Origin of the sequence: Gallintestinimicrobium sp. (assembly GCF_046968865.1) — a bacterium.
Lineage (GTDB): Bacteria > Bacillota > Clostridia > Lachnospirales > Lachnospiraceae > Gallintestinimicrobium > Gallintestinimicrobium propionicum.
This window is the reverse complement of the sequence record NZ_JBKVPW010000002.1, coordinates 185,470-204,559: the sequence shown is the minus strand read 5'-3', so window position 1 is coordinate 204,559 and position 19,090 is coordinate 185,470. Positions and strand designations below refer to the sequence as shown.

Genomic DNA, 19,090 nt, shown 5'->3' with positions numbered 1-19,090 from the left:
CTCATTTCCAGAGAAAAACAGGATATTCGTCCAGGTCTCCGCGTAAATATCGGGCAAGGAGCATTGCCTGCACATAGGGAACCATTCCCCACTCCACTTTTTCCCTAAGATACGGATGTGTAATAACTTCCTTTTTTCTATTTTGCCATTCTGTCAAAAACTTTTTCCGCAGCTCATCATCCATCAAAACTACACCATTTTCTTTTTTTGTAAAGTTTTTTCCGCTAATAATCTTCTTATTAATAAGAGATAATACAAACCGATCTGCCATTACAGAGCGAAGTTCTTCAACCATATCCAATGCCAGTGAACTTCTTCCCGGACGTTCTGTATGCAGATATCCGACACAGGGATCTAAGCCAACACATTCCAGAGCAGACATGATCTGATTCGTCAAAAGTGTATAGGCAAAAGAAAGCATCGCATTAACCGTATCCATTGGAGGACGTTTTGTTCGTCCCTGAAACTGAAAATCCTTTTTCTGCTGCAGAATCAATTCATTGAATACACCAAAATAAATGCTGGCAGCTTCCCCTTCATATCCTCTTAACTGATCCTTGGATGTACAGTTTTGAATCCGCTCCAGGGAAGCTTTTAATTGCATTGATGCTGCTTTTACCTTTTCCGCATCAATCTGCATTGCATGATCCCGGACTGCCCGTTCCAGAACCCAGCGCGAATTGTATACTTTTCCAAGAATACAAGTTTTTGCAATTGTAAGACTCTTTTCCTCATCTTTTCCTGTATCATACTGCTGTTTTCGTAAAATAACATTTCCTCTTACTTTTCCAGTCACCCGAGCTAAGAATTTCCCCTGTGGTGTAAGGTAACACAAGGAAATATTTCGGTCTACACAAGCGCCCATAAGCGCTGGGCTTGTCCCTCTGTAACCAAAAGAAACAATTCCCTCAAGATTATGCAACGGCAGCCTTCCAATCTCCTTCTGTTCTTCAAAAACAACAATATTTTCTCCATCCAATCCAAGGTAGCTATTTTCCGAAGTAACGTACAATGTATTGAGCAGTTTTTTCATCCCGGTTCCTCCTCCAGCGCCCGTTTCAGATATTCCTTTACCGATCCGGCTTTTTCGAGCTTTGGAAGGCATATTTCCTTCAGAGAACAGGAAGCGCATGCTTTGCTGTATTTTACTTTCGGCGTATACCGTCTGTCATAATATTGATGCATTTCCTCAAATGTCTGACAAACCTCATTTTTCAGTTCTTCCGTAATTACAACTACTTCACGTCTTCTGGTTTCTCCGTAAAAAATTGCCCCTTCCGTTACTGTTGTCGAAAACATTTCTTCCAAACACATTGCCTGCGCTGTCAGCTGTAAGATATCCTCCTCTGAATATTTTGGTTTCCCTTTTTTATACTCTATCGGATAAATACTGTAAAATCCCCTGTGTCCGTGCAGTTTCACTCCATCTTCACATTTCCGAAATTCTACAATATCGCATTCGCCACTGACTCCCATCGTTCTGGAACTGACCGGCAATGCCCTTACCACAAGCAAATCTTTCCGCTTTTCCGTCAGATATGGATCATGCGCCTTTTTGTGCATCAGCTCTCCAATGACAGTATGTTCATTTTCTGCCCATTGCTGTTCCACATGAATCAATGCCCATTGTCTCCTGCAAAATTTAAAATGCTGGATACCGGATATCATCAAATAATCGTCTTCCGCATATTCCATTATACGACACCTCTTTTTCAACGCATTTCAAACAAAGTGTGCCTTTTTCTGCTTCCTGATTACTATGCTCTTCTTGTCACTTCAACAGATTCCGGTATCTGATCCTGATGAATTTTAACTGTATAATCTTTATAGTTTCTGGGATAAATAATATCGTCGTTTTTCTTTACTTCCACTGCATCAAATAACTTATATGCGGGACAATCTCCCAGCTCCTTGCTGTGTTTGAAAATAATCAGTTCCCGCACCGCCATCTTTCCTCTTGCCGCAGAATGATCATTTTCAAACATGTTGATAATTGCTTCCCATAAAAGCTCCAGATCTTCCTCAGAAAATCCGGTTACCTTTCTGGCAAGATTTGCAGAAACATATCCCTCTGCACGATATAATCCATAGGGCACAATGCTTTTTCTGCCCATTTCCGTGCTCTTATTTTCCGCGTCTTTTTCTGTCGTAATCGCAACTCTCGTAATCGTTACTTCCTGACTGATAATCGGATCAATGCTTCTGGCAAAGCCAATCTGCACAGGACCCCTTACCTGCCCGCAATTCAGCGATGCTTTCACAAATGTTGTCATAACCGCACCAAAAGTTCTGATATCATAAAAATTCTGGCACATATAATCCCGAATTTTCAGATCTGCATCCGGATCGTTCTTTTTCAGCTTTTTTAATCCATCCGTCACTTTTTTTTCATCTGTCTCATGGATTCCAAGGCTCTCGCATGCGGTTCTATCGCTTCGGTTCAACGGTACGTCTTCACGGATATAAATCTGGAACCCCGGCTCCTCCTCTTTTACTGTTTCCACATAATTTCTGATCTTTCGTTTCAGACAAACATCTGTCACAAGACCGAGACCACTTTCCGGATCAATACGCGGCATATTTCCTGCATCAGGATCACCGTTCGGATTTCCATTTTCCACATCAAACAATACTACAAACTCATATCTGTTTTTGATCGCTTCGCTCATTTACTTTTCCTCCCGCTTTTCATATTTTTTCTGCATCTGATGATAATATCCCAGATCAAATTGTCCCTGATCTTCCAATGTCAGACGGTTCGACATTTTTTCTCCGAGTTTCCCCATAATTTCCATAATTTGCTTTTCATAATATATTTTTGCACTCGGATTATTCCGTTCCAGCTTTTTAATATGGCTGTTTTCTAATTTGAACAATATCGGAAAAACAATTGCCGGTGTCGCACACGCAGAGTTAAAATACCGATCCCGGATTGTTGCTTTAATTCCCGGATTGGCGTCCATCTGAATCGCTTCCAACACAGCAAACAGCCTTCCTAAAACATATGCTTCTTGCGTACATCCCTCATTTAATCCCATATAATGTTCCCCCTTTTCCAAATGGTAGTTTTGAATCAAATACGCTTTGAGGATCGCAGCTTTTTTCCAGGTGACGTTTCCCTGCTCCGCCCTGATGCGGATCATCGTGTCCGTATACAAACTTGCCGGATATCGATTTCCTGCAAGGATTGCCTGCAGCACCATAGACGCCATATTCGAAATCGGATTTTTATCCTTTGCTTTTTGATTCACTGTTTCCGCAAGCATGGCCCGGATTCCAAGATAACTATTCTGTTCCCATACCGGCTTTACAATTTCAATCCGCTGATAATGTTCTGCAAGATGTTTCAAAATATTTTCAAAAGAATCTTCATAAAAGAAACGAACCGATAAACGAGCCGCGTTCGGTGCAAGCCCAAGGATATAAAACTTTTGATTTGGATTCAATTCGAACTGATCCAGATCGAGATATTTCTGTTTTTTCAATCCTGCAAAAACGGCTTTCAGAATTTCCTCATTATCCGATTTGGGCTCCAGAAAAGAAGCAAAAAAATCCTGATATGCCTCTTCACCACTTTCTGCCCAGAATACCACTCTTGTATCACCAAGCTGAAATCGGTAGTCTTCCTGTCCCAGCAGGTAATTTAAAGCTGTCGTATACGCAAACTCTGCATACTTTCCAACCGGCGCATTGTAGCTTTGTTCTTTTCCGTAAGATTCAAATGCAGGTGCATTAAAAGACACCAGTGCTGCGCCGCTCGACTGTGCCCCTGGAACCCCTTTAATGAATCTGTGAATTCTGGAGATCGGTCCATAATTTCCGGTTACAAGACAAATTCCTGACGTTTCCTCCTCTGTCTCAGACTGACTTGCGTTCCACTTTTTCTGGATTTCCGGATCATCCTGTGCATAGAATTCGTTCATTCCAAAAACAAGATTCCCGCCATCTGTAATTCCTTCCCATTGCTCTTTCAGCTCCGGACATTCCTGAGCATTTTCCGGGTTCCAATTTTTAAAAAAACCGCGGACTGCCTGCGCCATTATGCCATCTGTTCCTTCCAAAACAGAAAGGTGTTTTTCCTTTGCTGCCAGAAAACGGTCCATGATCCACCCAGAAGTCCCTTCTGCATCAATTCCTAACAGATATTTTGAGTTATCACACAGAAAATTTGCCGCCACCCCGGAAGATCGAGTGACCATCTGCGGTACTTTCATCGTTTTGGGAATAAAAACCTTCTTTTTCCCAACTTCTTTTTCCTGCTTCAAGCAGATAATTTGTTTGATTCGTCCATCCGCATACAAATTGATTTCATAGGAAACTTTTGCCTGACACCACCCCGGCTGCGATACTTTTCCCTGCTCTGCCAGACTTTCATATTCCTTTGCAAGTGCCTGTAAAATCACCGAATCACCTCACAGTCTCTCAGATCAAGAACACCGTTTCTCATCACCGCCCGAAAGAACATCGGCTGAATATCGTTCGGATCAGAGTAATCCATGTCGTATAGCATAAAACCGAGATCCTTTTCCGGAACAACAGCATAACAGGATGTAGTTTCCTCTTCACATAATTCGAAATGTGCCGGGAATTCCCGGCATCCAAAATACGGCATGTGATAGCATTCTCCGCGCTTTAAACGGCGCATCATGATATCCTTGAACTTACCTGGATTGTCTGTTTTATTTGCCTGTTCCGTCATTTCAAAATGTGCTTCAATGACATATTCCACATCACACAGCAATAAAGATGCCCGCTGTACAATTTCCTCTTTTGTACTCAAATACAATTCCTTATCCGCTCCGTTATATGCCTGAAGCACATTGCTGGCAGAAATTTTGCTTTTCACTTCATTTCTCCGAACGCTGGTAAACCGGATTGGTTTGTTTACCTGAATTTTGTCGATCACCCATCGAAGCCCCGGATGCCAGTAAATCGCTTCCAGAATTCCTCTTGCAGCAGATGGCGTCATTACATCGTAAGAACACCGTTCCACTTTCATCTCTGGTCTTGAGAAGAGCGCATATGGTCCCCATACTCTGACTTTTACACCCATGCCCATTTTATCACCCCTTTTCATCTATAATATCGAACCATCCTGATAGCAGGCTGCCAGATAGTCTCTCGATTGATAGTAAAAATCCGTATTATAATCAGAAATGCTGGAATCTATCCAGGAATGATATACCTGCCAAAGCCCTTTCTCAATATCCTGATCAGAATAGGAATCTTCAATCAGCCGTTCATACACTTCTCCGATATCCCAATAATCCGGTACTGTATATCTGCATGCTCCCACATTATCAAAGCTGCCCTTCGGAATATTGCATTCTTCAATCAATTCTTCTGCCACCTTTTCAATTGGTTCACAATGAAACACATCTGCATGTTCGTAAATCCGATGAATATGCTTTCTTCCCAGATAATCTGCTACTTTTTTCCGAGGCTGTTTCGTTTTCCTTCCGATGTATTCGATCAAGCTGCATATATAAAATAAATCATTATTATTTTTTGTCCTCATACACGGCCTCGCTTCCTACAAATGTCAATGTATCCAGCGCTGAAATCGTATGAAAACTGATTTGATGCGTCGGATATTTAAACTTTGCCAGTTCCCAAAATGCGGCTCTCGAAATTTTGCCATCCAGATAGTTCTGGATATAATTGTAAATCGTATCATCTGCCATCGGTCCTTCCACAATATCATATTTGTGTGGAATTCCTCTACGACATGCCACAATAAAATCCAGCCATTCTTCCGTCATCTCTTCAAAATACAAACAATTCAAAGTACTGCTTGGTACATATTCATATTTATTGATGTACCCATCACCGTATCTGGTTGCCCAACGCTTCGCCTGCTCTGCATATAGTGTACAGTAAAATCCAAAATAGAAATCTTTTTGAAATCGTGCTTTTCGAATTTCGGGATATTCCACGATTTCTTTACTCCCATGATATAAAACCATCTCTGTTCCCCTTTTTATAAAAACTATCGTTTTTCTCACTGTCCTTTTCTTTATATTTCCACTATACTATACTGTTTTATATAATGCAACAATGTTTTCATTAGTTGTGGGAAAATATATTGAAGTTTCTATAAAAATATTTACACTGGATTATATGGAATAACTATTATATAATAAACATCGTCTTTTCCTGCCATTTACAATGACACGGAATTGGGGATTGAAAAAATATTTTTTCACACCATGTGAACCAAGCGATGCGGAACAGAAGTTGATTATTTCTCTTCTGTTCCGTATGCTTTTATCCTCTAGACTCCCGCCTGCAGCACTTGCTAAAACAATTACCAAAACACTCCGATGCCTTCTTCAATATCCATTTTTAATCCCATTTCTTCTGTGTACAGTTCCTCCGAAACCAATTCATAGAAATCTTCTATATCACCGGACACCGGACGCAGCGCTCCCTGTCCGTTTAATTTTTCAAAATCCCTGTCATAAATATTGATACAATACTGTCCTGCCTGTCTCATCAAAGTGCGGGAATACCCCTGGCTTCGAATCTGTCCCAATAACTTCGCCGCTTCCTGCTCTCTTTTTACAAACACTGTTACGGTATTCTCTTCAATCAGATGAAACTTTTTAGCAGCTGACGCAAACTGATAATTTTGATTTTCGAAGCAGCGCATCACACCGTCCTTATCCATTTCATCCTGTTTTAACTGATACAGCATCTGGAAATACCGATCTACTGTCGCCAGATCTTCCAGCTGATATCCATCCAGTAAAAGCGCTTTGGACGTATCAATCTGCATCTGCTGACCGGGAACAAACTCTTTTCCTTCCATTCTGAAAATATATACCGGACTTTCCTCTATGGAACGATCTCCATTTCGATTTCCGCGTCCTGCCGCCTGAATCATAGAATCCATTCCCGCAAGCTGTCTATATACAGATCGAAAATCCAGATCCACTCCAGCTTCCACCAGACTCGTTGCAATTAAAATACACTTTTTACCATCTTCCAGTCTTTTCCTAATCTGCTCTAACACCCGTTTCCGATGCTTTGGATACATTGTTGTCGACAGATGAAAGACTCCGTCCCCTTTGATCGCATTATAAATTCTCTGTGCACGTTTCTTCGTATTGACAATACACAATGCCTGTGTTTCTTTTAAAAGTTTTTCCTCCAGCTCTTCTTCTGTCACCGTTCCGATATCTTCAAATCTCGTCCTCTTGAAAAAGCGAAATTGCTCTTCCATACATGGACAAAGCTCAACCGGCTCCCAATTTCTCTGGAAAAAATTCTGAAATGTTGGCTGCGTTGCTGTACAAAGCACAACAGATGAACCATATTGCGCTGCCAGTTCCTCTACAACCGCAAGACAAGGCTTCAGATGCTCCGGCGGAATCATCTGCGCTTCATCAAAAATGATCACACTGTTTGCAATATTATGAAGCTTCCGACATTTTGAAGATTTCGATGCAAAGAGAGATTCAAAAAACTGTACATTGGTCGTAACAACCACCGGCTTGTCCCAGTTTTCCGAAGCAAGCTGCATCGGTCTGAGCTCTTCCGAACTGGTATAATCAATGTTGCAATGGCTTTCCAACACATTTTCCTCTCCCAGGATCTCCCGAAATACCTGCGCATTCTGTTCGATAATATTGGTATATGGAATGACATAAATAATCCGCTTCATCTGATGCGCTGCCGCATGCCGAAGTGCAAACGCCAGCGAGGCAATTGTTTTTCCTCCACCGGTCGGAACAGTCAGACGAAACATTCCCTTTTCCTGAGTTCCCATGTCCATACAATGCCGCAAAATCTCACTTCGTCTGCCGTTGATCGTATCGGGTTTTTTATTTTCCAGCCATCTTTTATTCTCAAGATATTTATCTAACTTTCTGTACAGTTCTTCTATTCTCGTGCCGGGATCTCGTTCTGTCTTTCCCTGCTTCATAAAAGCTTCCGTATCCAGAAAATCTGCGTCTACCAGACAGGAATAAATCATTCGCATAAAAAAACTTAACGAAAAATATGGGTTCGGCACAGCTTTTGGATCAATGGGCGCCGAATGAAGTTGCGGAACCTCAATCTCAGTCTGATAAGCCTGATAATCCTCTACCTTTTTCTTCAGGCGGCCGCTCAGCGTAGATTCTCCGCCATTGTCCGTATTACTTCCGCAATCTGGCAAGCCCGCATGATGCCCTGCAATACAATAATTTAGAAATGAGTAGTATCCTCCTTTCGCCGCACAAAGTTGTGCTCCAGCCGTTGAATGATCCACCTGAACATCTCCTTTTTGAAGTCTTCTCTGGAACCTGAGGCTGTACTTTCCAATATCATGCAGCAGACCACTGCAATATCCCCATTCATACTTTCCAAATTCTCCGGCAAACATTCCAGCAAGTCTTGCAACCCCCTCCGAATGCTCCAAAACACTCTGTTTTCGTTCCCCATCAATATGCGCAAAATAATCCATATGCCTCTCCCCCATTTTCTTCGACATTTTTCTGTTACGATCCTTTTTCTGACATCCGCTTCTAAAAATTCCTGATCGTTTTTTCGATGGTTTCATTATACTCTTTTTACTGTCCAATAAGCGTCCCTCGCACACCAAATATATGTTCTGTTTTTCTATAATAATAGCCGCACGCAGCAATCCCTGTTCCCGGATGCCACCGTGCGGCTGTTATTATTCCGATAAAATTATTCCAGACAATGGAATGTTCGCATAACATACACTCTGTTGCTTATTTCTATCTATCCGGCACGATCACCGGTGCAGACAAAATACCGACCTTCTGCAGCACATATTCCTCCGACCATCCATCATCCTGTGTGCGCCAGCTGCCGGGATTCAGGAATCTGTCATCCTCTCCAACCATATGGACTGCGCCAAAGGTATTGACGCGGTTTCCAAACAGCACCAGATCGATTGAATCAGCCTGTCCAACTTCCAGATCATAGGGTGCAAATGTCGTTTCACCCAACCGTTTTCCATCCTTTTCAACTGCAACGAGTGCGCCACGATAATGAGGAATATGTACAACAGCGCCATTTGCTCCGATCGATACCGGCAGATGATAGGTAATATTTCCACCATAAAAAGGAAGTCCCTGGGATACGATATCCCCAAAGCTTAACTCTCTGACAGGTGCTGTCACAACACCGGCTCTGCCTTCGATACGCACGCCAAAATCACCGAGGAGATAACACCATTCGAGACCGATTCTGTGCGTGAAAGGAACTGTCGCTTCCACTATATTTGTGCCTTTCTGAAGTGTGCCGATTTCGATCGTCCCGATGCAGTGGTCCGTATACCAGCCGGACACCTTTTCGTTCACTGTTTTCCCATTCAGTTTTACAGATGCATGCTCCGCTTCCTCCAGCGCCAAACGTACCGGTACTTCCACTTCACTTTCTATCGTAAAGCGAAGGGTCGCAAAATGTTCCGTCTTTTCCTCCGGCAATACCCATGGCTGGGCAACTTCTCCGCCGCGCGCCGGGAAACCGAGCTGACTGCGCAGGACATTGTCTGCCCGCAGCAGCTCCTGTGCAGGCTGATATGCTCCGCCGTCCATACAAAATTCCGCTCGATCCAAAAGAAGAACGTTCGGCTCACTTAAAGTAACAGCAACACGATTCGGAAGGGCTTTCGGCGCTGCGCCGGACGCAAGGAGCTGTTCCCGGAGGGCTGCAGCTAAAGCAGAATCGCCGCATGCTTCGCAGCTTTCTGCCGTGCTGGATGCGCCAGATACCGCCTGCATCGCGCCAGGCACGCCAGCTGCTTGTGTTGCATCGTTCGCATCAGCCGCCTGCACGCTGCCGCTCGTCTCGCCCACCGGCATCAGCTTTAACAGCAAGCTGCTCTGATTATAAAAGATATGATTTACAACCGTCTGCGCCCCTCTTTTTGCTGTCTTCACATCCCGGATTCTTCCGGTCATGGTATCGTATTCTTTCACCGTGAACCTGCCGTTTAACACGATGTTCACAGGATCCTTTTTCACAAAATCCGGATTTCCTGCAGGCTCTCCCACTGCAATAAACAACCAGCTGCAGTCCTGATCTATGCGCAGCTGATAGATGTAATGGTTTGTCAGGCTGCCCGTCTCATTTTCCAGGCGCAGTGTGCGATACGGCTCAACCGCTTCCAAAAGCGCCGCTTTTTCAAAGACGATCTGGCTGGACAGTGCTGCAAGCTCTGCTCCATCGTTACTGGGCACTGCATCGGTCATAGTCGGTGCTTCTCCCATCAGGATCAGCTTACCGCCCGCTCTTGCAAAGGTTTTCAAACGTTCTATTGTCGTACTGCGCAGCGTTTCACAGCCGGGAATGATAACAGCATCATAGGACATTGCACCGACCTTCAGCGGGTTTCCTGCTTCCGTACACAAATCAGGCAGAAGCGATTCATCCAGAAAGTCAAAGTCACAGCTGCCAAACAACAGCCAGCGGGTCACATTCTGGAACCGTTCCTCCATCTGCTCCCGAATCGATCCGGTCTGGGACTCCGGTCCCCAGTGAAGCCAGTAGCTTTCGATTGGATGGATGACGCCGACACGCACAGCTGCCTTCCCACGTGTCATGGCTGTATTTACTCTTGCAAAATGATCTTCAACTGTTTTATATTCCTTACACCACGGCGACTAATAATTGATGCTCGCCGGATAATCACGCTTTGCCTCCCCCTTCATAGAAACCCAGGACAGATGCGGCACACGCAGTGTAATGCCCAGCGCCGCCTGCCAGTCTCCCTGCAGCTTATGGCGTCTGAAATCAAAGCTCCAGCTCGTTACACCATAAAGCTCGCTCATTACGCCTTCACGCCCAAACTGATGAGATGCAGACTGTGCCTGCTTTGCCGTCGTGTATTCATGGTTGTCACACAGCATGTCGATACCGGGCAGTTCAAAGCTTCTGTACGCACGCATCGCCTCGCCCAGTGCTGCAGTCTGACTGCGCAGTGTGGGCTCTTCCATCATATGTCCGGTCAGCGCGATATTGTGCTTTTTGCACCATGCTCCCACATTGTCTGCAAACGCGCGGGTAAAACGCTCCGTCACATGATCATGATAATGATACCGGATCGTGGAAACGCTTCTGTCTGCTTTTTCCCAAATCAGCTCAGGGAGCTTTTCCAGAATATCCTCCTGATACATTTCCTGATAGGTCTGAGCAAAATCCTCTGTCCAGGGCAGGATCACATCCCGTTTTTCCTGCGGAAACTGCAAAAGTGTTTTATGAGAGAACTGCGGCTCATCCGTAAAGATCGTCGGCACAGTTTTTCCAAACTCGTCCCCGATCTCCTTTGCATAAGCCTCGTGGGTGATTTCCAGGAAACGATCCATTGCCGCTTTGTCCAGCGTATTTACATAGGTCTGATGGTTGTACCAGGTGCTCGGCAACGGGCGTTCCAGATAAGCGTACCAGCAGGTTCCCTGGGGCTGCATCCCTTCCTCCAGTTTTTTACCGGAAACCAGATAACCCTTTTCGTCCAGAACGACATCGTAAACCTCAAGCAGCCTGCCATTTAAGGTTCTTGCTGCTCTCGCACTGGAATCTGTCTGCATCTGTACCTCTTCCCCTGCTTCATAAGGCTTGTTTGTAAACAGAAGATACTGCGCACGGTATTTTTCCTCCTTCGTCACAAGACCTCCCGCAAATCCGGATGGCCAACGATCCTCATCATACAAATAAACCTGTAGATTTTCCTGCTTTGCTTTTGCCAGGCAGCCCTTGATCCGATCCATAAATTCCTCGCTTAAATACGGTGTTTCCAGACCGGTACGCGGATGCAGATGTGCACCGCCAAAGCCCATCGACTTTAAGACCTCCATCTGTCTGTCGAGTTCTTTTTGATCCAGCATCGTATTCCACGCCCAAAAGGAAGCTCCCCTATACTCCGCTGTGGGCTGCTTAAACAAGCTGTCTTCCAGTTTCTCTGCCTGATTCTTTTTGTACAGCATTTAACCGCTCCTCCTCTTATGTTTTCCCCTTTATTTTTATCGCTTATTTCTGCTGCATTTTTCTGATCGCTTCCAAAATGGCAGCATACGCTGCTTCCGGACTGCCGCAGGAAGAAACTGCGCATTCCATTGGACATAATCCGGTATTTTGACGATTTCGGATGTTCTCTGTCAGTTCGTCTGCTTCTGCAGGTATGTTGTATTCCGTCAAAAGCTCTTTCGCACCCCTGCTCATCACAGGTGCATACACCCCGGCTGCTCCAAGCTTCACATATAAAAATGCTGCCGCGCGTCCGACGATTTTATCCGCCGCGTAAAATCCGTTCAAATCCTTCCCCTCCCGGATGCGTGTCAGCAGCGGACGAAGACCTGCTTCCTTACTCGTCAAAAGCTCGTTGTCCCTGCACCAGACACAGGTATAATTTCCCTGTGCAAAAGTTTCCTTTGCTTTCTTCATTGCCTGATTCATCTCTGCTGTTCCTCCCCTGCCTCTTTGCTCAAGAGGCATACCATTTCGATATGTGCGTCATTGTCCAAACTCAAGCTCATATCTTCCGCAATGATTGGAGCTTGAGCTGGTTTTCCGTATCCTCGATTTTATCATACATCTTGTAAAGCCGGTCATCAAGGTCTGCTTAGCGTTTCATGTAGTGCTTATCATCCGGGTCGAGGGAATCAATCTCCTCCATCAGTCGTGCCTTTACGGAATTACTCTGTCGAAGCTGCTTTTCATGCGCCGCGATCTCCTGCTCAATGGCAGAGATATCCACCTTCATGCTGATCTTTTCCTGCATCATGGCGGCGAACTTCGGATTGCTTACCAGCTTTACGATAACCTCTACAACAATGCTGTCCGGCAGCTCTTCATTTTTTCTCAGGGTGTTGCGGTAAAGCGCACTGGTGTACTGGGTACCACGATCGAAGTGAAGCACTGCACCTCGAATAAGCGTTACAGCGGCTTTTTAAAAATCTGTATTGATTTTTCTGCGCGAGGTGCTATAATCGGTATATACCGAAAACAGAAGGAGGAAAGCGCCCATGCCAAGACCGCCACGGTGCCGTCGTATTTGTGGCGCACCACAAGTTGATACCTTCTGCCCCAACGGGTGTGAAGATACCGAGCCGATCCTGTTGACGCTGGACGAATACGAGGTTATTCGGTTGGTTGACTTGGAGCAGCAAACCCACGAGCAATGTGCCGCACAAATGGATATTTCCCGCTCTACCGTGCAGGAGATTTACGAAAGCGCACGGCGCAAAATCGCAGCGTGCCTTGTCCATGGGAAGCCGCTGCACATCACCGGAGGTAACTACCGCATCTGCGGAGGACAGGAGGCAGCCCACTGCGGCCGCTACTGCCGTATGCAGAGAGCTAACCCAGAAAAATCCAACCAAAATTGTAAAGGAGATTCCATTATGAAAATTGCAGTTACCTATGAAAACGGTCAAATTTTTCAGCATTTCGGCCACACTGAACAGTTCAAGCTTTATGAAGCTGCAGACGGCAAAGTTATCCATGCGGAAGTCGTTGACACCAACGGCAGCGGTCACGGCGCGCTGGCAGGTTTTCTGATGCAGCACGGTGTGGACACTTTGATCTGCGGAGGCATCGGCGGCGGTGCGCAGGCAGCTCTGGTCGAAGCGGGGATCAAGCTCTATGGCGGTGTCAGCGGGGAGGCTGATGCGGCGGTAAACGCATTGCTCAGCGGAAATCTTGGCTACAATCCCAATGTTCACTGTGACCACCATGACCATGCGCACGGCGAGGCCGGCCACACCTGCGGTAACCACGGCTGCGGTAAGCATAGCTGCCATTGATATGGAACGCACACTGACACAACTTCCGTTCTGGTCATCCTTGGCCGAACACGAAATGGAGACGCTGCGCCGAAGTGCCTTTGTCCGCCATTATGAAAAAGGTGCGTTCGTACACAGCAGCGACAACGAATGTCTTGGAATGATGCTCGTCCTTTCCGGCGAGATCCGCACCTATCTTCTCTCTGCTGAGGGGCGGGAGGTAACGCTGTTCCGCCTGTATCCGGGCGAACTATGCGTGCTTTCCGCCTCCTGCGTGATCAGTCAGATCACCTTTGATACGCAAATGACTGCCGGAATGGATACGGACGTTCTGATTATCCCTGCAAATGTCATTGCTGCACTCAAGGAGAAAAATCTATATGTCCGCTGCTTCCTCTATGAGTTGGCAACGAAACGGTTTTCTGATGTGATGTGGGCGATGCAGCAGATCATGTTCAAGGGATTGGATCGGCGGCTGGCAGAATTTCTCCTTACTGAAGCGGAGCGTACCGGCTCCGACACGATACGCATGACCCATGAGCAGATCGCCCAGCACATCAGCTCGGCACGGGAGGCAGTGGCACGGATGCTCAAAAGCTTCTCGGAGGACGGACTGGTGGAGCTGAAGCGTGGTGCAATCACGCTGCGGGATAAGAACAGACTGAATCGTCTAAAATAAAAAGGAATGTGACTTCGTCACAGAAGAAAATCATAGATTTGCTACAATAAAAGCAAAAAAAAGGAAGGAGTATCCACCATGAAAGAAACGAAATACGCAGGAACTCAAACAGAAAAAAACCTGATGACTGCCTTTGCCGGTGAGTCCGAGGCACGCAACAAGTACACCTATTTTGCATCCAAGGCCAAGAAGGAAGGCTTTGAGCAGATCGCGGCACTGTTCCTCAAAACCGCTGATAATGAGAAGGAACACGCCAAGCTGTGGTTCAAAGAACTGAACGGCATTGGCGACACCGCAGAAAACCTTCTCTCCGCCGCTGAGGGTGAGAACTACGAGTGGACGGATATGTACGACGGCTTTGCCAAAACTGCCGATGAGGAAGGCTTTCATGAGCTGGCGCAGCGCTTCCGCCTGGTCGCCGCCATTGAAAAGCACCATGAGGAGCGCTACCGTGCTCTGCTGCACAATGTGGAGACAGCGCAGGTCTTTGCCAAGAGCGAGGTCAAGGTGTGGGAGTGCCGCAACTGCGGTCACATCGTCGTGGGGGAGAAAGCCCCGGAAGTCTGCCCCGCCTGCAACCATCCCCAGAGCTACTTTGAAATTCACGCGGAAAATTATTAAAGAAAAGAAGAATCATCATAGAGCAGAAGTTTTACCTTTGCAAGCATTGCGGTAATATCATTACCAAAATCAAGGACATCGGCGTTCCCGTCATCTGCTGCGGCGAGCCGATGAGGGAGATCGTTCCCGGCACCACCGATGCCGCCGTGGAGAAGCATGTCCCCGTCTGGACGGTGGAAAACGATATCGTCCATGTCAAGGTCGGCTCCGTGGAGCATCCCATGCTGCCGGAGCACTACATCGAGTGGGTATCTCTCCAGACCAAGCAGGGCAATCAGCGCAAGGAACTGCATCCCGGCGAGAAGCCGGAGGTCTGCTTCGCTCTCTGCGAGGGCGATGAAGTCGAAGCGGTCTACGCCTACTGCAACCTCCATAGTCTGTGGAAAGCGTGATTCATCTTTCAAAAGGGGCTGCCGCCCAGCAAAAAATATTTGCTAGTGCGACAGCCCCGCTTTCTAATCAAAATCTCTGGTAATGTTTGTGAGCCATTTACCTCTGATATAGTGGATGAAGACCACCGGCATTTTTTCGAACTCATCCAGCGTCATTACAAAGTATACCCAGACAGGCGGCAGCTTTAAGACATATGCTGCAAGAAAGGTAAGTGGAACTGCAACAAGCCACATAAAGAGGGAATCTATGATCATTCCAAATCTGGAATCACCGCCACCCCTGAAGCAGCCGCATATAAGGCAGGTATTGATGCCTTCTCCCACAAGGCGCCAGGTTGTCATAATTATAAAAGTGCCAAGATAATAAATGGCCGTCTCTGTCAGTTTATCCCGATAGAAATCCAGTATCAGAGGACGAAGTGCCAGAATAATGACGCATCCGACCAGACTTACAACCATTGTTATTCTGAGCATGCGCTTTCCATATTCTCTTGCTGCCTCAATGTTGTCTTTACCCAGTTCCTGACTGACAATGATCGTAGTTGCATTGGCAAAACCACGACAGGCGATCGCACCAATATTTACCACCATAACAGCAACCGCATTTGCGGCAACCATATCATCACCAATATGACCGAGGATTGCTGCAAACGCTGAGCTGGCAAGACTCCAGACAACATCATTTATTACAGCCGGAGTAGCAATTTTCATAAAATCCTGGAACAGAATACCTGATTTCGCAAAGAAGTATTTTATCCGAAATCTGACATCGGAACTTCTTAATGAGTAGATGAGGCAGATCAGTACTTCTGTGATTCTGGCAATGACAGTACCAAGAGCCACACCGGTAACGCCAAGCTTTGGAAATCCAAACAGACCAAAAATAAAGGTGGCATTACAAATAACATTGACACAAAGCGAAACAATGTACGTGACAGAAGGCAGCATTATTTTTCCGATGCTTCGAAGGGCGCTCATAAAAACCTGAGAGAATCCCATAAACATAAAGGAAAATGAAATTACCCTTAAGTATTCACTGCCAGCAGCAATCGTATCCGGACTGCTTGTGAAGATCTTCATGATCGTAGCCGGCACAGAAAAAGAAATCACGAAAAACACGAAGGAAACAATCAGTGAGATTCGCTCCGCCAGGCCGAGAATTCTTTCTACTGTCTTTTTATCACCTTTTCCCCAGTACTGTGCACATAAAACGGAAGCACCCGTGGCCATACCATAATATAAACAGAAAAGAATAAAAGTAAACTGGTTCGCAAGGGATGAAGCCGACATGGCAGTCTGGCTTACATATCCAAGCATTACCGTATCCGCAATGTTTACCAGAGTTCCGATCAGATTTTGGATCATGATCGGAAAGGCTAGTTTTGAAGCGTATTTTAAGAAATCTTTTTTATTCAGCATACCTGATTTTCCTTAGTTTTTAGTATCCACAACCAATTGTATCATACTCTTGCATTACAAAGATATACCTTTTAGAACTATTTTTTATCTGCTGCTAATGCTAATACAGCAGTTAAATAGAATCCAAATATCATATAAATAATCGTTCGTTTTCGGTTATGAAAACAAAACCTATTATATACACCAAAGTGGAACAATAAACACAGCGGCAGCCATACTTTCTATGAATGCAATGTATATTCTTGACACTTTTACCCTTTCCTTTTAAAAATACCCAGCTTTTATTTTAGTTTGGATAGCAAACACACCGTCTCAATCCCGGTTGTCCAAGGGAACTGATCCACAGGAACACACCGCTGCACCTCATAGCCGTTTGCGATAAAAATCTCCAGATCCCGCGCAAGACTCGTCGGTTTGCAGGAAATGTATACCAACTTCTCCACCCCATAACCGATGATTCTGGAAAGTGCTTTGGGATGTACGCCATCCCTTGGAGGGTCGAGAATGATAAAGTCCGGCTTTTCTTCGATTTCATCCAGTACCTTTAAAACATCTCCCGCGATAAACTCACAGTTCTCCAGTCCGTTTTGCTTCGCGTTTTCCCGCGCAGCAACAACTGCCTCCTCCACAATCTCCACACCAATGACTTTTTTTGCAACCGGTGCCATCAGCTGCGCGATCGTACCTGTGCCGCTGTAAAGATCGTAAACGATACTGTCCGGCTTTCCCTCTTCCTTTACCAGGCTGCCGACATATTCCCGCGCTGTCTCATACAGCACCTCTGCGCCGCAGGTGTTCGTCTGGAAAAAGGAAAATGTCGAAATTCGAAATTTCAGTCCAAGCAGCTCTTCATAAAAATAATCCCTGCCGTACAAAATTTCACTGCTGTCGCACTTGACCGCATCCGACATGGAGTCGTTCGTAATATGCAAAATTCCGGCGAATTTTCCGTTCAACGGAAGGGAAATCAGTCGCTCTTTCCAGCTTTCCAGATCAACTTCCTGCTGCGTTGTCGTTACAAGCGCTGCAAGGATTTCTCCCGTCCTGGACGCCCTGCGCACCAGCAGATGCCGCAAATATCCCTCATGGGTATAGCGATGATAAAAGGGCGTCTTTTTCTCTTCAAAATAATAGAGTGTCTCCCGCAGGATCGCACTGTAATCGTCGTCCACAAGACGACAGCCATCCACCGTTACGATATCATAAAAGCTGCCTTTTTTATGCATGCCCAGCGCCAGAGGTCCATCCTTTACCTCGTCTCCGAACGTAAATTCCATCTTATTGCGGTATCCGTAATAAACGGGGCTCTGACGGATCGGCTCGATCTGACAGACGCTCTGCTGTTTGGAAAGCACCGGCTCCAACAGCTCCCTGACCTGGTTTTCCTTTATCTTCAGGCTTTCTTCATATGGCATGGAAATATAGCTGCATCCGCCGCAGATATTAAAATGCGGGCAACCGCCGTTTTCAACACCGACAGTTTCTACAGGCGATTTTTCCAGAATTTCCTTTAATCTGCCCTCTCCCTTGCCTTTCCGCACCTTTGTTATAACGACAGAAATCTTCTGTCCCGGCAGTGCACCTTTTACCTCGCAGATTTCTTCTCCATCTGCCGCACCTTCCAGCGGCTCCAGCACCACCATTGCGCGGTTCGGGAATTTCACATTCCGCACCACGCCTGTCCTGATCTGTCCTTTTTTCATCTCTCCTCCATTCCACAAACATACTGCCATGCAAAAACATATTTTATTACAAAACGGGATGTCCCCACGAAAAGCGAAATTTCTGATTTTTCCGCTCCCGTAAGAACATCCCGTCATCTCCGGCGTGCGCAACCCTATAAAGTTTTATCTGCACACTTCCAAATCGCGTTCCTACCGTTCCAAACCAAAGGGAATTCAAACACTCAAAAACCGTGATCTGTCTGCTCCTAATGGCACGTCTCCGCGATCCTTAGTCCTCTTTTTTCTCTTCGGAAGCTTCTTTTTCAGGTTCTTCCTTGTCCAGATCCTCGTCCTCAAAATCATCGTCAAAGTCGTCATCAAAATCTTCCAGATAATCCGGAGTCAGATAACGATATACTGCATAGGCAACTGCTGCCACAGCCGCAACGATGCCGATAATCGCCAGAATCCAGAGAATACAGGTCTTTTTCTCTTCTTTTTTCTTCGCCGCCTCTTTGTACTTCACCGCTTCCAGAATTTCATCCAGCTTTACCATATTATCTTCCATCCTTTCTGCTT

General features: G+C 45.8%; 19 protein-coding genes. 4 read left to right on the top strand and 15 right to left on the bottom strand.

All coding sequences use genetic code 11. The annotated features are described in order from the left end of the window. Window position 1 precedes the first annotated feature (1 nt). The 12 genes from cas1c to ACLTOQ_RS02705 all read right to left on the bottom strand — a co-directional run bounded on the left by cas1c (window position 2) and on the right by ACLTOQ_RS02705 (window position 12,871). A complete protein-coding gene (cas1c, locus tag ACLTOQ_RS02760) occupies window positions 2-1,033 on the bottom strand; it encodes a type I-C CRISPR-associated endonuclease Cas1c (RefSeq protein WP_412318674.1) in 1,032 nt (343 codons plus the stop codon). After that, window positions 1,030-1,695, bottom strand: coding sequence for a CRISPR-associated protein Cas4 (cas4, locus tag ACLTOQ_RS02755; RefSeq protein ID WP_412318673.1), 666 nt, complete (start codon window positions 1,693-1,695; stop codon window positions 1,030-1,032). Before cas4 ends, cas1c begins: the two co-directional genes overlap by 4 nt. Window positions 1,696-1,757: 62 nt before the next feature. After that, on the bottom strand, window positions 1,758-2,669 hold the full coding sequence (gene cas7c, locus ACLTOQ_RS02750) for a type I-C CRISPR-associated protein Cas7/Csd2 (RefSeq protein ID WP_412318672.1): 912 nt from the start codon (window positions 2,667-2,669) through the stop codon (window positions 1,758-1,760). Next, window positions 2,670-4,403, bottom strand: coding sequence for a type I-C CRISPR-associated protein Cas8c/Csd1 (gene cas8c, locus ACLTOQ_RS02745; RefSeq protein ID WP_412318671.1), 1,734 nt, complete (start codon window positions 4,401-4,403; stop codon window positions 2,670-2,672). It lies immediately after the preceding gene. Next, window positions 4,400-5,059, bottom strand: a complete 660-nt coding sequence (gene cas5c, locus ACLTOQ_RS02740) for a type I-C CRISPR-associated protein Cas5c (RefSeq protein WP_412318759.1) — start codon at window positions 5,057-5,059, stop codon at window positions 4,400-4,402. The genes cas8c and cas5c overlap by 4 nt, the downstream gene beginning before the upstream one ends. A gap of 18 nt (window positions 5,060-5,077) precedes the next feature. Then, window positions 5,078-5,518, bottom strand: a complete 441-nt coding sequence (locus ACLTOQ_RS02735) for a hypothetical protein (protein WP_412318669.1) — start codon at window positions 5,516-5,518, stop codon at window positions 5,078-5,080. Further along, a complete protein-coding gene (locus tag ACLTOQ_RS02730) occupies window positions 5,502-5,966 on the bottom strand; it encodes a DUF3990 domain-containing protein (RefSeq protein ID WP_412318668.1) in 465 nt (154 codons plus the stop codon). The genes ACLTOQ_RS02735 and ACLTOQ_RS02730 overlap by 17 nt, the downstream gene beginning before the upstream one ends. Window positions 5,967-6,307: 341 nt before the next feature. Then, the gene (gene cas3, locus ACLTOQ_RS02725; RefSeq protein ID WP_412318667.1) at window positions 6,308-8,449 is read right to left on the bottom strand and encodes a CRISPR-associated helicase Cas3'; all 2,142 of its coding nucleotides are present in this window, start codon (window positions 8,447-8,449) and stop codon (window positions 6,308-6,310) included. A 277-nt stretch (window positions 8,450-8,726) separates the two neighbouring features. Then, window positions 8,727-10,559 (bottom strand): hypothetical protein, encoded by a 1,833-nt coding sequence (locus ACLTOQ_RS02720; RefSeq protein ID WP_412318665.1) that lies wholly within the window; start codon window positions 10,557-10,559, stop codon window positions 8,727-8,729. A 60-nt stretch (window positions 10,560-10,619) separates the two neighbouring features. Beyond that, window positions 10,620-11,939 carry a hypothetical protein gene (locus ACLTOQ_RS02715; RefSeq protein WP_349173803.1) on the bottom strand — a complete coding sequence of 440 codons (1,320 nt, stop codon included), beginning with the start codon at window positions 11,937-11,939 and terminating at the stop codon, window positions 10,620-10,622. Between the two features lie 43 nt (window positions 11,940-11,982). Next, window positions 11,983-12,408: a DUF1893 domain-containing protein gene (locus ACLTOQ_RS02710; protein ID WP_412318663.1), complete on the bottom strand. Its 426-nt coding sequence runs from the start codon at window positions 12,406-12,408 to the stop codon at window positions 11,983-11,985. A gap of 166 nt (window positions 12,409-12,574) precedes the next feature. Beyond that, window positions 12,575-12,871 carry a hypothetical protein gene (locus tag ACLTOQ_RS02705; RefSeq protein ID WP_412318661.1) on the bottom strand — a complete coding sequence of 99 codons (297 nt, stop codon included), beginning with the start codon at window positions 12,869-12,871 and terminating at the stop codon, window positions 12,575-12,577. 106 nt (window positions 12,872-12,977) lie between these two features. Here ACLTOQ_RS02705 and ACLTOQ_RS02700 point away from each other — a divergent pair, with 106 nt between their 5' ends. The 4 genes from ACLTOQ_RS02700 (at window position 12,978) to ACLTOQ_RS02685 (ending at window position 15,428) form a co-directional block, all read left to right on the top strand. Next, complete coding sequence (locus ACLTOQ_RS02700) at window positions 12,978-13,757, top strand: DUF134 domain-containing protein (protein ID WP_412318660.1); 780 nt, start codon at window positions 12,978-12,980, stop codon at window positions 13,755-13,757. Between the two features lies 1 nt (window position 13,758). Next, the gene (locus ACLTOQ_RS02695; RefSeq protein WP_412318659.1) at window positions 13,759-14,415 is read left to right on the top strand and encodes a Crp/Fnr family transcriptional regulator; all 657 of its coding nucleotides are present in this window, start codon (window positions 13,759-13,761) and stop codon (window positions 14,413-14,415) included. A 78-nt stretch (window positions 14,416-14,493) separates the two neighbouring features. Then, the gene (gene rbr / locus ACLTOQ_RS02690; protein WP_308727469.1) at window positions 14,494-15,036 is read left to right on the top strand and encodes a rubrerythrin; all 543 of its coding nucleotides are present in this window, start codon (window positions 14,494-14,496) and stop codon (window positions 15,034-15,036) included. A gap of 17 nt (window positions 15,037-15,053) precedes the next feature. After that, window positions 15,054-15,428 carry a desulfoferrodoxin family protein gene (locus ACLTOQ_RS02685; protein ID WP_412318757.1) on the top strand — a complete coding sequence of 125 codons (375 nt, stop codon included), beginning with the start codon at window positions 15,054-15,056 and terminating at the stop codon, window positions 15,426-15,428. A 63-nt stretch (window positions 15,429-15,491) separates the two neighbouring features. Here ACLTOQ_RS02685 and ACLTOQ_RS02680 read toward each other — a convergent pair whose 3' ends face one another. From ACLTOQ_RS02680 to ACLTOQ_RS02670, 3 genes are all read right to left on the bottom strand, one after another. Further along, on the bottom strand, window positions 15,492-16,847 hold the full coding sequence (locus ACLTOQ_RS02680; protein ID WP_021915549.1) for an MATE family efflux transporter: 1,356 nt from the start codon (window positions 16,845-16,847) through the stop codon (window positions 15,492-15,494). A gap of 281 nt (window positions 16,848-17,128) precedes the next feature. Then, window positions 17,129-18,550 carry a 23S rRNA (uracil(1939)-C(5))-methyltransferase RlmD gene (gene rlmD / locus ACLTOQ_RS02675; RefSeq protein ID WP_412318658.1) on the bottom strand — a complete coding sequence of 474 codons (1,422 nt, stop codon included), beginning with the start codon at window positions 18,548-18,550 and terminating at the stop codon, window positions 17,129-17,131. 250 nt (window positions 18,551-18,800) lie between these two features. After that, window positions 18,801-19,067 (bottom strand): DUF4366 domain-containing protein, encoded by a 267-nt coding sequence (locus ACLTOQ_RS02670; protein WP_412270309.1) that lies wholly within the window; start codon window positions 19,065-19,067, stop codon window positions 18,801-18,803. Window positions 19,068-19,090: the final 23 nt, after the last annotated feature.

Excerpts from the sequence above, each read along its gene's own strand:
- cas1c (WP_412318674.1), bottom strand. The coding sequence starts at position 1,033 with ATGAAAAAACTGCTCAATACATTGTACGTTACTTCGGAAAATAGCTAC.
- cas4 (WP_412318673.1), bottom strand. The coding sequence starts at position 1,695 with ATGGAATATGCGGAAGACGATTATTTGATGATATCCGGTATCCAGCAT.
- cas7c (WP_412318672.1), bottom strand. The coding sequence starts at position 2,669 with ATGAGCGAAGCGATCAAAAACAGATATGAGTTTGTAGTATTGTTTGAT.
- cas5c (WP_412318759.1), bottom strand. The coding sequence starts at position 5,059 with ATGGGCATGGGTGTAAAAGTCAGAGTATGGGGACCATATGCGCTCTTC.
- ACLTOQ_RS02735 (WP_412318669.1), bottom strand. The coding sequence starts at position 5,518 with ATGAGGACAAAAAATAATAATGATTTATTTTATATATGCAGCTTGATC.
- ACLTOQ_RS02730 (WP_412318668.1), bottom strand. The coding sequence starts at position 5,966 with ATGGTTTTATATCATGGGAGTAAAGAAATCGTGGAATATCCCGAAATT.
- cas3 (WP_412318667.1), bottom strand. The coding sequence starts at position 8,449 with ATGGATTATTTTGCGCATATTGATGGGGAACGAAAACAGAGTGTTTTG.
- ACLTOQ_RS02720 (WP_412318665.1), bottom strand. The coding sequence starts at position 10,559 with ATGACACGTGGGAAGGCAGCTGTGCGTGTCGGCGTCATCCATCCAATC.
- ACLTOQ_RS02715 (WP_349173803.1), bottom strand. The coding sequence starts at position 11,939 with ATGCTGTACAAAAAGAATCAGGCAGAGAAACTGGAAGACAGCTTGTTT.
- ACLTOQ_RS02710 (WP_412318663.1), bottom strand. The coding sequence starts at position 12,408 with ATGAATCAGGCAATGAAGAAAGCAAAGGAAACTTTTGCACAGGGAAAT.
- ACLTOQ_RS02700 (WP_412318660.1), top strand. The coding sequence starts at position 12,978 with ATGCCAAGACCGCCACGGTGCCGTCGTATTTGTGGCGCACCACAAGTT.
- ACLTOQ_RS02695 (WP_412318659.1), top strand. The coding sequence starts at position 13,759 with ATGGAACGCACACTGACACAACTTCCGTTCTGGTCATCCTTGGCCGAA.
- rbr (WP_308727469.1), top strand. The coding sequence starts at position 14,494 with ATGAAAGAAACGAAATACGCAGGAACTCAAACAGAAAAAAACCTGATG.
- ACLTOQ_RS02680 (WP_021915549.1), bottom strand. The coding sequence starts at position 16,847 with ATGCTGAATAAAAAAGATTTCTTAAAATACGCTTCAAAACTAGCCTTT.
- rlmD (WP_412318658.1), bottom strand. The coding sequence starts at position 18,550 with ATGAAAAAAGGACAGATCAGGACAGGCGTGGTGCGGAATGTGAAATTC.
- ACLTOQ_RS02670 (WP_412270309.1), bottom strand. The coding sequence starts at position 19,067 with ATGGTAAAGCTGGATGAAATTCTGGAAGCGGTGAAGTACAAAGAGGCG.